Annotated in this window: 14 protein-coding genes; 9 read left to right on the forward strand and 5 right to left on the reverse strand. The window is 71.0% G+C overall.

Features of this window, described 5'->3' with window-relative positions; translation table 11 throughout:
• Window positions 1-60 precede the first annotated feature (60 nt).
• The gene (locus ACFXC1_RS14140) at window positions 61-831 is read right to left on the reverse strand and encodes a DeoR/GlpR family DNA-binding transcription regulator (RefSeq protein ID WP_381242459.1); all 771 of its coding nucleotides are present in this window, start codon (window positions 829-831) and stop codon (window positions 61-63) included.
• 269 nt (window positions 832-1,100) lie between these two features.
• Window positions 1,101-1,910: an NAD-dependent epimerase/dehydratase family protein gene (locus ACFXC1_RS14145; protein ID WP_381242461.1), complete on the reverse strand. Its 810-nt coding sequence runs from the start codon at window positions 1,908-1,910 to the stop codon at window positions 1,101-1,103.
• A gap of 229 nt (window positions 1,911-2,139) precedes the next feature.
• On the opposite strand from ACFXC1_RS14145, the gene ACFXC1_RS14150 reads away from it, so the two are divergent.
• The gene (locus ACFXC1_RS14150; RefSeq protein ID WP_381242463.1) at window positions 2,140-3,105 is read left to right on the forward strand and encodes a 5-dehydro-4-deoxyglucarate dehydratase; all 966 of its coding nucleotides are present in this window, start codon (window positions 2,140-2,142) and stop codon (window positions 3,103-3,105) included.
• Window positions 3,102-4,265: a hypothetical protein gene (locus ACFXC1_RS14155; protein WP_381242465.1), complete on the forward strand. Its 1,164-nt coding sequence runs from the start codon at window positions 3,102-3,104 to the stop codon at window positions 4,263-4,265. The genes ACFXC1_RS14150 and ACFXC1_RS14155 overlap by 4 nt, the downstream gene beginning before the upstream one ends.
• On the opposite strand, the gene ACFXC1_RS14160 is transcribed toward ACFXC1_RS14155, so the two are convergent.
• Entirely contained in the window at window positions 4,202-5,491 is a 1,290-nt protein-coding gene (locus ACFXC1_RS14160; protein WP_381242467.1) for an MFS transporter, read from the reverse strand. The genes ACFXC1_RS14155 and ACFXC1_RS14160 overlap by 64 nt on opposite strands.
• 154 nt (window positions 5,492-5,645) lie before the next feature.
• Between ACFXC1_RS14160 and ACFXC1_RS14165 the strand changes: the two genes are divergently transcribed.
• Entirely contained in the window at window positions 5,646-6,233 is a 588-nt protein-coding gene (locus ACFXC1_RS14165; RefSeq protein ID WP_381242469.1) for a TIGR03086 family metal-binding protein, read from the forward strand.
• Between the two features lie 95 nt (window positions 6,234-6,328).
• Here ACFXC1_RS14165 and ACFXC1_RS14170 read toward each other — a convergent pair whose 3' ends face one another.
• Window positions 6,329-6,952, reverse strand: coding sequence for an NADPH-dependent F420 reductase (locus ACFXC1_RS14170; protein ID WP_381242470.1), 624 nt, complete (start codon window positions 6,950-6,952; stop codon window positions 6,329-6,331).
• 33 nt (window positions 6,953-6,985) lie between these two features.
• Entirely contained in the window at window positions 6,986-7,720 is a 735-nt protein-coding gene (locus tag ACFXC1_RS14175; protein ID WP_381242472.1) for an SDR family NAD(P)-dependent oxidoreductase, read from the reverse strand.
• 144 nt (window positions 7,721-7,864) lie between these two features.
• Here ACFXC1_RS14175 and ACFXC1_RS14180 point away from each other — a divergent pair, with 144 nt between their 5' ends.
• From ACFXC1_RS14180 to araD, 6 genes are all read left to right on the forward strand, one after another.
• Window positions 7,865-8,491 carry a TetR/AcrR family transcriptional regulator gene (locus ACFXC1_RS14180; RefSeq protein WP_381242474.1) on the forward strand — a complete coding sequence of 209 codons (627 nt, stop codon included), beginning with the start codon at window positions 7,865-7,867 and terminating at the stop codon, window positions 8,489-8,491.
• A 260-nt stretch (window positions 8,492-8,751) separates the two neighbouring features.
• On the forward strand, window positions 8,752-9,072 hold the full coding sequence (locus ACFXC1_RS14185; protein ID WP_381242476.1) for a Rossmann-fold NAD(P)-binding domain-containing protein: 321 nt from the start codon (window positions 8,752-8,754) through the stop codon (window positions 9,070-9,072).
• A gap of 248 nt (window positions 9,073-9,320) precedes the next feature.
• Window positions 9,321-10,070 (forward strand): MBL fold metallo-hydrolase, encoded by a 750-nt coding sequence (locus tag ACFXC1_RS14190; protein WP_381242478.1) that lies wholly within the window; start codon window positions 9,321-9,323, stop codon window positions 10,068-10,070.
• Between the two features lie 134 nt (window positions 10,071-10,204).
• Window positions 10,205-10,873: a GntR family transcriptional regulator gene (locus tag ACFXC1_RS14195; RefSeq protein ID WP_381242480.1), complete on the forward strand. Its 669-nt coding sequence runs from the start codon at window positions 10,205-10,207 to the stop codon at window positions 10,871-10,873.
• A complete protein-coding gene (locus tag ACFXC1_RS14200) occupies window positions 10,870-11,778 on the forward strand; it encodes a dihydrodipicolinate synthase family protein (RefSeq protein ID WP_381242482.1) in 909 nt (302 codons plus the stop codon). The genes ACFXC1_RS14195 and ACFXC1_RS14200 overlap by 4 nt, the downstream gene beginning before the upstream one ends.
• A complete protein-coding gene (gene araD / locus ACFXC1_RS14205; RefSeq protein ID WP_381242484.1) occupies window positions 11,766-13,496 on the forward strand; it encodes an L-arabinonate dehydratase in 1,731 nt (576 codons plus the stop codon). The genes ACFXC1_RS14200 and araD overlap by 13 nt, the downstream gene beginning before the upstream one ends.
• Window positions 13,497-13,502 lie beyond the last annotated feature (6 nt).

Genomic DNA, 13,502 nt, shown 5'->3' on the forward strand with positions numbered 1-13,502 from the left:
GCGCGGGCCGGGCGTGGCTGCGCCCTACGTAGAGACTCAGTTGGAATTTCGAACGGCGTGCTAGACGCGGATGACCTGTGGCCCCAGCAAGGAGTACCGGTGGGCTTCGGCCGACGGGAGCAGCGTGCTCGTGACGATCGTCTCCAGGGCGCCGATCTCGGCGAACCTGCAGAAGCTGACCGCCCCGAACTTGGTGTGCACACCGGCGAACACGGTGCGCCGGGCGGCGCGGATGGCCTGTGCCTTGACCTCGCTGACGGCGGGGTCGGGCGTGGTCAGGCCGTGTTCGCGGGAGATGCCGTTGGCGCCGATGAAGGCGAGGTCGAGGACGAAGCCGGCGAGCATCTTCGTCGTCCAGTGGTCGACGGTGGCGAGGGTGCCGTGCCGGACCCGGCCGCCGAGCAGCAGTACCGAGGTGTTCTCGGACTCGGCGAGCACGCCCGCGACCGGCAGGGACGCGGTGACCACGGTCAGCGGCCGGTCCCTGGGCAGCGCCTCGGCGATGAGCTGGGGGGTGAAGCCCTCGTCGACGAAGACCGTCTCGGCGTCCCCGAGCAGCTCGGCCGCGGCGACCGCGATCCGGCGCTTCTCCGGGACATGGCTGGTGGCGCGGAAGGCGAGCGTCGTCTCGAAACCGGCGCTCTCCACGGGGTAGGCCCCGCCATGGGTCCTGCGGACCAGCCCGTGGTCCTCCAGGGCGCGCAGATCCCGCCGTACGGTCTCCTTGGCCACGCCCAGCTCGGCGGCGAGCGCGGTGACGTCGACCGAGCCGGTGCGGCGCGCGGTGCGCACGATCTCCCGCTGACGTTCTTCCGCCGAACTCGTCCCCATGGCCGACACCGCCTTCCCGCTCACCCGGAGTACTGCCCGTTCGGGCCCGGTGGGACCCTTGGGGGAAGTTCTACAGCGGGTGCGCGGCACTGACCAGGCCTGTTGCAGGCCCGATGCTGCCCGTGTGTGACCGTTTACCGCGCGCCGTGCCCGTCGCGGACCTGCACGGCTGTGCGCCGGGGCGGGAGATCGGGCAGCGTCCGTGCCCGAACACGCCGGCGGGCGGGCCCGTTCGGTGCCCGCCCGCCGCCCTGGAGTTCCTCTTCCGGTCAGTACGGCCAGATCGGCGGGTCGTTCACGAAGTGGCCGCCGAGATAGGCGTGCGCCTCGACGCCCGGCTCCAGCTCGCCCTGCTCGGCGATCAGCTTCTCGGCGTACGGCTCCGAGTCGTCCCGCGGTTCGTAACCGAGCGCCCGCGCGGTCGACAGGTCCCACCACAGACGGGTGTTGGCGGAGGAGCCGTAGACGACCGTGTGCCCTACGTCCTCGGCGGTCAGGGCCGCGTGGAAGAGGCGGGCGCCGTCGGCGGGGCTCATCCAGATCGACAGCATGCGCACGCTGCTGGGCTCCGGGAAGCAGGAGCCGATACGGACGGAGACGGTCTCCAGGCCGTGCTTGTCCCAGTAGAGCTGCGCGAGGTCCTCGCCGAAGGACTTGGACAGGCCGTAGAAGGTGTCGGGGCGGTGCGGGGTGTCGATCGGGATGAGGGGGTCGTCCCCTTGCGGCCTCGGGGTGTAGCCCACCGCGTGGTTGGAGGAGGCGAAGACGACGCGGGGGACGCCCTCCTCGCGGGCGGCCTCGTAGAGGTTGTACGTGCCCTCGATGTTCGACGCGAGAATCTTGTCGAAGGTGGATTCCAGGGAGATGCCGGCGAGATGGATGATCGCGTCGACGCCCCGCACGGCCTCGCGGAGCGCGGCCCGGTCGGAGAGGTCGGCGGTGATCGCGTCCGGCTCGCCCCCGATCGGGCGCAGATCCAGCAGCCGCAGGTCGTAGCCGTAGGAGGGGAGCAGCTCCCGCATCAGGGTGCCTAGCCCGCCTGCGGCGCCGGTGAGCAGAACGGTGCGGGGAGCGGGCATCCTCGGTCTCCTAGGATCATCGGCCTCATGTGTGAACGTTATTCACATGCATGGACACGCTAAGGATCGGTCACCATGCCCGTCAAGTGTGGCGCGGACCTGGGAAATCCGCGTCCTTCTCGCACATTTGCCTGCTTGACCCGCGCTGAGGCAGATCCTTAGGGTGGGGCTGTTCAGAAATGTAGACGTTGATCAGAAGAACGCACGCGCCTGTTTCAAGGGAGAGCCCGTGACGCCAGCCCCTCTCGCCGACCGGCTCAGTATCCCCAGCGGGCCGCTCTTCTTCCCCGTCACCGCGTACGGCGCCGACGGCGCCGTAGATCTCGACGTGTACCGCGCGCATGTCCGCCAGGGCGTCGAGGCCGGTGCCGCCGCCGTGTTCGCGTGCTGCGGCACCGGGGAGTTCCACGCGCTGCTGCCCGAGGAGTTCGAGGCGTGCGTGCGGGCCGCCGTGGAGGCGACCGGTGGTCGGGTGCCGGTGGTCGCGGGCGCGGGCTACGGCACCGCGCTCGCCGTACGGTACGCACGGCTCGCGGAGGCCGCCGGCGCGGACGGGCTGCTCGCCATGCCGCCCTACCTGGTGGTCGCCGGGCAGGAGGGATTGCTGCGGCACTACCGGGAGGTGGCCGCCTCGACCGCGCTGCCCGTCATCGTCTACCAGCGCGACAACGCCGTGTTCACCCCGGCCACGGTCGTCGAACTCGCCCGCACCGAGGGGATCATCGGCTTCAAGGACGGCCTCGGCGACCTCGACCTGATGCAGCGGATCGTGAGCACCGTACGCGCCGAAGTCCCGGGCGACTTCCTGTACTTCAACGGACTGCCCACCGCCGAACAGACCCAACTCGCCTACCGGGGCATCGGCATCACCCTCTACTCCTCCGCCGTGTTCTGCTTCGTCCCCGAGCTCGCGCTCGCCTTCCACCGCGCCCTCGCGACCGGCGACGACACCACCGCGAACCGCCTCCTGGACGGCTTCTACCGGCCGTTCGTCGAACTGCGCGCCCAGGGACGCGGTTACGCGGTGTCGCTGGTCAAGGCGGGCGTACGGATGCGCGGCCTGGACGTCGGCGAGGTCCGCCCGCCGCTGACGGAACCGACCGAGGATCATGTCAAGCGGCTGGCCCAACTCATCGAGCGCGGCTACACGTTGATCGAGCCGCAGCTCGATTCGCGGACGGAGGAGGGCGCGTGAAGGCATCGGCGTTCGTCTATCCCTGGGACGTCAACGGCGACCCCGAGGCGGGCGAGAGGATCGCCGGGCTCGGGGTCCGGCAGGCGACCCTCGCCTCCGCGTACCACTCCACGCGCGCGCTGACCCCCCGTCACCCGCACCACCGCATCGTCACCGCTGAGCACGCGGCCGTCCTGTACCCGCCGGACTCCCGTTGGCAGGGGCGGGAGTTGAGGCCGTACGCGGCCGGCGACTGGGCGCCGGGCGACGCCTACGGTGAGGCCGCCACCGCCCTCGCGGACGCGGGCCTGGAGGTGCACACCTGGGTGGTACTCGCCCACAACTCCCGCCTGGGCGCGGAACATCCGGGCACCTCGGTGGTCAACGCCTACGGCGACCGCTACCCCTGGGCACCCTGCATCGCCCAGCCGGCCACGCGCGCGTACCTCGTCGACCTCGCCGCCGAAGCGGCCGTACGACCCGGCGCGCACGGCACCGAGCTGGAGTCCCTGGGCTGGTACGGCCTCGCCCATCTGCACGCCCACGACAAGACCGGGGGAGTCCCCCTCGGGGACGCGGGCCAGTACCTGATGTCCCTGTGCTTCTGTCCGACCTGCCGGGAGGGCTACGGCGAACAGGGCCTCGACGCCGATGAGTTGGCGGCGGTGGTGCGCGCCGCGCTGGAACCGGTGTGGCAGGGGGCGCCCTCCGACGGCGGCTGGGCCGGGGTCGAGAAACTCCTCGGCGAGGCGAACGCGACCGCCACGCGCGCGTGGCGCGACGACAGGGCCCGCACACTCCAGGAGACGGCGGTCACCGCGGTCCGGTCCGCCGCACCGGCCGGCTTCCAGGTCCTGCTGCACGCCGACCCGGAGTCGTACCACTGCGGCGCCAACGCGGGCGTGGACCCCGCGCACATTCTCTCCGTGGCCGACGGTGTGGTCGTCCCCTGCACGGGCGGCGCGGGCCTGCTCACCCCGTTCGCCGAACAGGGCCTGGACGGCGGGGTGTTGGCGGCCAACTTCACGGTGGTCTCCGGGATGGGCGGCCGCCCGGGGGCACTCGCGGCGGACGCGGCACGGGCGCGCGGCCTCGGCGCGACGGAACTGCGGCTGTATCACGCGGGGTTGGCGTCGGACGGGGACTTGGCGGAGGTACGGTCGGCGCTCGCCGGGCTCTGATCGGGGCCAGGCCCTCTCCTCCCCGAAAGTGCTCGGAGTGTGTCCGTCCCAACCAGCCCCAGCCACACCCCCGTCGAGATCAGCCCCAGCCCGACCACCATCAACACCACCCGGAAGTCGGCCAGTTCGATCAGTGCCGCCCCCGCCGCCAGCCCGATCACGTTCGGTGTGAAGAGCAGGGTGTTGGCGGTGGCGGTCGCCCGGCCCAGCAGCGGACCCGGCAACTCCCGCTGCACGGCGGTGAACGCGGCGATCAGTACGCACGGGAGCCCCAGGCCGACCGCCGTGCCGCCCGCCAGGACCACGGGGTCGGACGGCACCGCCCGCGCGGCCACCCCGACCGCCGCGAGGGCGATCCCGGCCGCCCCGAACCGCCGCTCGCCGAGCCGTCGTAGCGCGGGACCGGAGACGAGTCCGACCGCGACCGAGCCGGTGCCCTGGGCGACGTACAACACCCCCGTGTAGGCGGGCGCGTGCCCCAGGGACTCGACGATCGCGTAGTTCGTCGAACTGCTCAGGGAGGCCAGGAACATCATGGTCCCGCCCGCCACGACCAGTCGGCGCAACCCGGGACGCGCCCACAACTCGCTGACGCCCTCGGCGGTTTGGGCCCGCCAGTCGACGGCGGGGCGCTGCGGCCGCTCCTCGTGCGCGCGCACGAACAGCCACAGTCCCGCCGCCAGCACGAACGTCGCCGCGTCCAGACAGGCCACCGCCGGCCCGCCGAACGCGGCGTACAGGCCCGCGCCCGTCAGCGGCGCGACCAGCTTCATGCCCTCCACGGCCGTCATCCGCAGCCCGTTGAAGTCGCCGAGGAGATCCCGGTCCACCACGGCGGCGACAAGAGCCGACTCGGCGGGGTCCTGGACGACGACGACCGTGCCGTAGACGAGCAGGACCGTGAACAGGAGCCACAGGTCGGCGCGGGAGTCGACGGCGAAGAGGGTGAGGAGGAGGGCGGCCAGGGCGAGGTTCGTGCGGATCAGCAGGGGCTTGCGGCGGACGCGGTCGGCGATCGTGCCGAGGCCCGGGCCGAACAGGGTCGGTGCCCAGACCGCGAACACGCAGAGCGCGGCCAGACCGTTCGAGCCGCTGAGGTCCTTCACCCACACGCCGGCCGCCAGCCCCAGGGCGGACGTGCCGAAGGCGGACACCACCAGGCCCGTGAAATACAGCCCCGCGTTGTGGTCCCGCAGGATGCGCGTCACCGTCCAGTTTGTCGTCATGCCTGGTCATCGTGGGTCTAAGGCGAGGGAGGCGGCATCGGGCAGGTGCCGTAGAAAGGTGGGTCGGTGGGGGCGGGACACGGGTGCGCGATGAGTTTCGGGGCCGCGGTCGGTCCACCTCATGAGTGGAGACCGAACCCCGGAAGGGAAGCGCATGACCGACAGCATCTTCGACCTCGGCCCGCAGACCCGTGTCGTCGCCCGCCTCGTGGAAGGCGTCACCGACGAGCAGCTCAGGGACGCGACCCCGTGCCCCGGCACCGCCGTGCGCAACATGCTGGGACACCTGCTCGGCCTGTCCGTGGCCTTCCGTGACGCCGCGCGCAAGGACCTGGGCGTCATGACGGACACCGCGCCCGACACCGCCGCCTCCGACATCGGCCCCGGCTGGCGCGAGGACTTCCCCAAGGTCCTCGACGGACTCGCCGAGGCCTGGCGCGACCCGGCCGCCTGGAGCGGCATGACCCGAGCGGGCGGCGTCGACCTCCCTGGCGCGGTCGCCGCCGCCGTCGTGGCCGACGAACTGGTCATCCACGGCTGGGACTTGGCCGCCGCCACCGGCCAGCCCTACGAGCCCGACCCGGCCGCACTCCGGGCGTCGCACACCTTCCTGCTGGCGGCGGCCGAGGACCCGACCGGGGGCGGGGGCATCTTCGGCCCGGTGGTGCCGGTACCGGCGCACGCGCCGCTGCTGGACCGGGCGGTGGGGTTGAGCGGGCGGGATCCGGGGTGGAAGCCGTAGGTCTTGCCGAGGACTTCACTTCACCCCGGACCCCTTCACCGGTGCGAGCGGCCGGTCCACCGTCGGCCTGACGGAGTGATCTTCCGACCGTCGGCTCAGACGGGAAGTTCCGTGATGCCGAGGGAGAAGTCCAAGTTCCCCACCCCGTTGTTGGCGAGGCCCACCGTGACCAGGCCCGCTCCTTCCAGCCAGTGCGCCATTTTCAGGCCGCCGACGTCCAGCGGGCGCATTCCGAGGCTCTCGACGAACGCCTCCACGCTTGCCTTGGCCTGCGCGTCGTCGCCGGCGATGAAGACGTCGGGCCGTCCCTTCTCCAGGACGTGACGGAAGACGGTGTTGAAAGCCTTCACCACGTTGGCGCTTGCCGGGGCCGCCTTGGCGACTTCCTGCGCGATGGAGGTCTCCTCGCGGTGGGCCAGCCCGTCGAACGTGGAGTTGAAGGGATTGCTGATGTCGACGAGGACCTTGCCCGCGAGAGCGTCTCCGTACTGGGTGACGACCGGCACGACACCGTCGTACAACAGGGCCACGACGACGATGTCCCCGGCAGGGGCGGTGCCCCATTCTCCCGTCGTCGCGCCGCCGCCGAGAGCCTTGGCCAGGTCGTCGGCCTTGGACTGGTCGCGGCCCATGACCTCGACGGTGTTGCCGCCCGCCACCGCCCGCGCGCCGATGGTGCGGGCCATGTTCCCGGTGCCGATGATGCTGATGCTGCTCATGAGATGTCCTGTCCTGGTGGTGGGTTGTCCGGTTCAGATGGCGGTGGTGCCGCCGTCGGCGACCAGTTCCATGCCGTTGACATAGCTGGAGTCGTCTGAGGCGAGGAAGAGGGCGGCGGTGGCGATCTCGTCGGGGCTGCCCATCAGGCCGCGGGGGATGAGGGACTCGAACTGGCGCCTGGTGGCCTCGTCGAAGAGTTCCGCCTGCTTGGCGGTGGCGACCTGGCCGGGGGTCAGGACGTTGACGCGGATACGGCGGTCCTTGAGCTCGTTGAGCCAGACACGGGCCCAGGCCTGCTGGACGGCTTTGCTGCCGGCGTAGACGCTCCAGCCGGGGAAGGCGCCGAGGGAGGCGTTGGAGCCGGTCATGAGGATGGAGCCGCCGTCGTTGAAGAGCGGGAGCGCCTTCTGGACGGTGAACAGGGTGCCGCGGGCGTTGAGCCCGAACCAGGTGTCGAACTGGGTCTCGGTGATCTCACCGAGCGGGGCGGGCTCACCCCCGCCTGCGCTGGCCCACAGCACGTCGAGGCTGCCCTTCTCCCGCTTGACGGTGTCGTACAGGCGGTCCAGGTCGTCCAGGTCGGCGGCGTCGCCCTGGACTCCGGTGACGTTGCGCCCGATCTCCTTCACGGCCTCGTCCAGGGCGTCCTGGCGGCGGCCGGTGATGAAGACGTGCGCTCCCTCTTCGACGAACAGCTTCGCGCCTGCCAGCGCCATGCCGGTGGTGCCGCCGGTGATGACCGCGACCTTGCCGTCGAGCTTTCCCATGGTCGTTCCCTTGGGTCGGTGGTGCCGTGTGTAGCTGGGGCGACGGAGTTAAGTACACCGTCCTGTGTTCTTAACGTACGGGGTGAAGGGGCTGGGCGCAAACTATGTACACCGGTCGTTACCCGGCCGGGGTACCATGGGGGCATGACGGAGACGGAGTTGGAGAAGGGCCCCACGGGCCGGCGTCGCGGCCGGGGCGCTCGCGAGCGCATCCTGGGCGCGGCCCAGCAACTGTTCCGCGAGCAGGGCATCGCCCGCACCGGCATGGACCAGCTCTGCGCGGCGGCCGAGGTGTCCAAGCGCACGGCCTACCAGCACTTCGCAGGCAAGGACGAACTCGTCGCCGAGTACCTGCGCCGGTTCGACCCCTCCGTTCTGTCGGGCGTGTTCGACCGCACCGACCTCACGCCCCGCGAACGGCTCCTCGCGGCCTTCGACGTGCCGCCCACCACACCCCTGTGCCCCTATATCGCCACCTCAGTCGAACTCCACGACCCCGAGCACCCGGCATCCCAGTACGCACGCGACTACAAGAAAGCCGTCGCCGCGCGGCTGGCCGACGCCGCCCGCGAAGCCGGCGCCGCCGACCCCGAGCAGCTCGGCGAGCAGCTCGCGCTGCTCATCGACGGCGCGGCGGCCCGCACCCGGGTTCTCAATGCCGACGCCTTCCCCACCGCCGCCGCCATCGCCGCCGTCCTCATCGACAACGCCATCCCCGCCATCCCCGCCACAGCCGGCGACGACCGAGGACGGGAGGAAGTGTCGAGCTGACGTGGCGCGTCGCGGCCGGGCCGGACGTGCTACCGGTCACGCGGCTGCCCTGGCTGCCCCGGCGGGCACGCGATACCGGCCGCCCGGCACCTGGCATCGCGACCTCGCCGAGCAGGGAGTACGGTCTTCGGTCGTGCGGATCGCCATCGTCGCGCACAGCACGACCGATCGTGTCGGCTTCCTCCCCACGCTGATCGCGCTCACGAAGGAGAAGGGTTTCGTCGGTTACCCCGGGAGACGGCGCGAACCTGTGGAACGCCGTGCACGCCCGCGATGACGCCACCTTGTTCCGCCTGGCGCTGGAGAAGGGGCCGGCCGGCTCGTACTGGCACGCGGTCGAGGACGGGGGCATCCCGTTCCGCGACATCGCCGAGGCCATCGCCGGCCGCCTGGGCCTGCCCGCCGTGAGCGTTCCCCGCGATGCCCTGATGACGCCGGGGTACTTCGGGTTCCTCACGAACATCGCCACGCAGAGCTACCCGGTGTCCAACCTCATCGCCCGCCGGACCCTCGGCTGGGAACCCGCCCCGCCCGACCTCCTCGCCGACATGGACAACGGCCACTACTTCTCCGCCAGTTGACGGCAGGACGACCTTTGACCATCAGCCGGACCTGTCCGTACGCCCACGTTCCGCCGTCGACCCCAGTGCCCTGCGCCCCGGCCGAGAACGCCGGCGCCGGCTCGCCGCCACCCCCGACCCGGAACAGCCGCCACTCGTACGCCACTTGACTTCGTCAGCCGCGACACGACATGAGGCAACACGGCGCATGTCCGCAGAACACCGCAATTGTGAGTGCTGCGGGCCCCGGAGCCGTACTCTTCCCCGACATGCCTCTCAGTCTCACGATCCTCGGCACCGCCTCCCCGCATCCACGCCCCGGCCGCCCCTGCTCCGGGTACCTGCTGCGCGGTGGCGGTGCCGAGGTGTGGGTGGACGCGGGCACCGGAACATTCGCGGAGTTGCAGCGGCACACCGATCCAGCGCGGCTCACCGCGATCTGGATCTCGCATCTGCACGCCGACCACAGCGCCGATCTCCTCGCCGCGGCCTACGCGTTCGCCTTCGGCGGGATGACCCCGGCCGCCCCGATCCCGCTCTACGCCCCGCAGGACTGCGCCCGCCGGCTCGCCGGCTTCTTCGGACAGCCGGACGTACGGTTCCTGAGCGGCGTCTTCGACTTCCGCCCGCTCTACGACGGCCACGCCGTCCGGCACTGGAACCTCCGCCTCACCGCACGCGCCGTCGCCCACGACACCGAGGCGTACGGGCTGCGCGCCGAGTGCCAGGGGAGTGTCCTCGGCTACTCCGGGGACAGTGGACCCTGCGAGGCGCTGTCCGAACTCGCGAGCGGCGCCGACGTGTTCCTCTGCGAGGCCGACATCGACCGGCATCGCGAAGGCGAACGGCAGTTCCACCTCACGCCCGAGGACGCCGGCGCCTGCGCCAAGGGCGCCCGCGAACTCCTCATCACCCACGTGGGACCCACCCTCACGAGGGAAGCGGCGCTGGAGCGCGCCGCCGCGATCTTCCCCGGCCGGACCTCCGCCGCGCTCGAAGGCGTCACCAAGACCATCTGAAGCGCGACCATGTGAAGCGCTTTCTGGTTCTTCTGTCAGAAGCATTGACGAAACACTGGGCCGCTCCTACCTTCAACGCGTCGTACTTCGTACGTCATATATGAGACGCGATATGTGAGATCCGAGAGGCGCGCATGACCTCTGTGCCCACGCCGATCCCCTCCCGCACGCAGTACGTGCAGGAGGAGATCAAACGCCGCATCCTCACCGGGCAGTTGACGCCGGGTCAGCCACTGGTCGAGACCGAACTCGCCGCACAGTTCGGGGTGTCCAAGACCCCGGTGCGCGAGGCGCTCAAGACCCTGGCCGGCACCGGGCTCGTCGTGATGAACCAGTACAAGGGCGTCACGGTGCGCATGGTGGACGCGGACATGGCGCGCGAGGTGTACGACGTACGGCTGCTCCTCGAACCCGAGGCGCTACGGCGGGCCGTGCGACTGGGCGCCTCCCTGGAGGCCGCACGCGAGGCGCTGACCCGCGCCGACGAGGCGACCGACACCGCCGAACGCTCCCTCGCCAACCGGGAGTTCCACCGCGCCCTGTATCTGCCGTGCGGCAACCCGCTGCTCGGCCGGATGCTCGACGAGGTCCGCGACCAGGCCGCCCTGGTCTCCGCCGTCGCCTGGGCCGCCTCGCCCTCCTGGGAGCGGGAAGCAGGCGAACACCGCGAGATCCTGCGGCTCGCCCTCGACGGCGACGCGGACGCCGCGGCGACCGCGCTGCACGCCCACATCGCGTCGTTCGTCCAACGGGCCTTCCCCGGAACCGAGTTGGGCACCCAGGGAGAGGACGGTCAGGCATGACAGCGGCGTTCGAGGCCCAACGGGCCGCCCTGGCCGACGTGGTGGCGATCCCGGTGACCCCGTTCGCCGCGGACGGCACTGTCGACCAGGACACCCACCGGACCCTGCTGCGCCGCCTGCTCGACGGCGGGATCGGCATCCTCACGCCGAACGGCAACACCGGCGAGTTCTACGCCCTCACCCCTCGAGAACGCCAGCTGGTGACGGAGTTGACCATCGACGAGGCGGGCACACGCGCCGCGGTCCTCGTCGGCATCGGCCACGACGTGCCCACCGCCATCGCCTCCGCCCTGCACGCCCGCGACCACGGCGCCCAGATGGTGATGGTCCATCAGCCCGTCCACCCCTACGTCTCGCAGGGCGGCTGGGTCGACTACCACCGCGCCATCGCCGAGGCCGTGCCCGACCTGGGCGTCGTCCCGTACATCCGCAACGCCCAACTCCTCGGCGCCCGCCTCGCCGAACTCGCCGACGACTGCCCGAACGTCATCGGCGTCAAGTACGCCGTCCCCGACGCGGCCCGCTTCGCCGCCTTCGCCAGGGACGCGGGCCTCGAACGCTTCGTATGGGTGGCCGGGTTGGCCGAACCGTACGCCCCCTCCTACTTCTCGGCGGGCGCCACCGGCTTCACCTCGGGGCTCGTGAACGTCGCCCCGTCCGTCTCGCTGAACATGATCGAAGCGCTTCGATCTGGCGACTACCCGGGCGCGATGAAGGTGTGGGAACAGATCCGCCGATTCGAGGAACTAAGGGCGGCAAACGGCTCCGCGAACAACGTCACGATCGTCAAGGAAGCGCTTGCGTCACTCGGTCTGTGCCGCCGTGACGTACGGCCCCCCAGCAAGCCCCTGCCCGAGAGCGAGCGCGCCGAGGTCGCCGCGATAGCCGCCGGATGGTCCACATGAAGGCACCGGAAGAGCTCAGAAGCCACCAGTGGTACGGCGCCGACGGGCTGCGCTCCTTCAGCCACCGGGCCCGCACCCGCCAGCTCGGCTACCTCCCCGAGGAACACCTCGGCAAGCCGGTCATCGCGATCCTCAACACCTGGTCGGACATCAATCCCTGTCATGTGCACCTCCGTGACCGCGCCCAGGCGGTCAAGCGGGGCGTGTGGCAGGCGGGCGGATTCCCGCTGGAGTTCCCGGTCTCCACGCTCAGCGAGACCTTCCAGAAGCCGACCCCGATGCTCTACCGCAACCTCCTCGCGATGGAGACCGAGGAACTGCTGCGGTCGTATCCCGTCGACGGCGCCGTGCTCATGGGCGGCTGCGACAAGTCGACCCCCGCGCTGCTCATGGGCGCCGCCAGCGTCGACCTGCCCACCGTCTTCGTCCCCGCCGGGCCGATGCTGCCGGGCCACTGGCGCAACGAGGTCCTCGGCTCCGGCACCGACATGTGGAAGTACTGGGACGACAAGCGCGCCGGCCTCATCGGCGACTGCGAGCTGACGGAGCTGGAGAGCGGCCTGGCACGGTCGCCCGGGCACTGCATGACCATGGGGACGGCGTCCACGCTGACGGCGGCTGCGGAGGCGCTGGGCGTGACCGTGCCGGGGGCGTCGAGCATTCCGGCCGTGGACTCGGGGCACGATCGGATGGCCGCGCAATCAGGCATGAGGATTGTTGAACAAGTCCACAAGGGGCGGGTTCTCTCGTCGATCCTCACCCAGGAAGCCTTCGAGGACGCGGTCACCACCGTCCTCGGCCTCGGCGGCTCCACCAACGCCGTGATCCACCTGATCGCCATGGCCGGCCGCGCGGGCGTCCGCCTCACGCTCGACGACTTCGACCGCATCGCCCGCACGGTCCCGGTCCTGGCGAACGTGCGGCCCGGCGGACGGACGTACCTCATGGAGGACTTCCACTTCGCCGGCGGCCTGCCCGGCTTCCTCTCCCGGATCACGGACCTGCTCCACCTCGACCGCCCGACCGTCTCCCACGACACCCTGCGCGAACAGCTCGCAGGCGCGCGGGTGCACAACGACGACGTCATACGACCCCGCGACAACCCGGTGGCGAGCGAAGGCGGGGTCGCCGTCCTGCGCGGCAACCTCTGCCCGGACGGCGCCGTCATCAAGCACATCGCCGCCGAGCCGCACCTGCTCAAGCACACCGGCCCCGCGGTCGTCTTCGACGACTACCGGACCATGCAACGCACCATCAACGACCCGGAGTTGGACATCACCGCCGACAGCGTGCTGGTGCTGCGCAACGCGGGCCCCAAGGGCGGCCCCGGTATGCCCGAGTACGGCATGCTCCCGCTCCCGGACCACCTCCTCAAGCAGGGTGTCCGGGACATGGTCCGGATCTCCGACGCCCGGATGAGTGGGACGAGTTACGGCGCGTGCGTGCTGCACATCGCGCCCGAGTCGTACGTCGGCGGACCGCTCGCGCTCGTCCGGACCGGGGACACCATCACCCTGGACGTCGAGGCACGCACCCTCCAACTCAACGTGGACGACGAGGAGTTGGAGCGACGCCGGGCGGAGTGGACCCCGCCGCCCGCACGGTACGAGCGCGGCTACGGCGCGCTCTACAACGACCAGATCACCCAGGCGGACACCGGCTGCGACTTCGAGTTCCTGGCCCGGCCCGGCAAGGTGCCGGACCCGTACGCCGGTTGAGCACTT

This window comes from Streptomyces hokutonensis (assembly GCF_042751305.1).
GTDB classification, from domain to species: Bacteria; Actinomycetota; Actinomycetes; order Streptomycetales; family Streptomycetaceae; genus Streptomyces; species Streptomyces hokutonensis_A.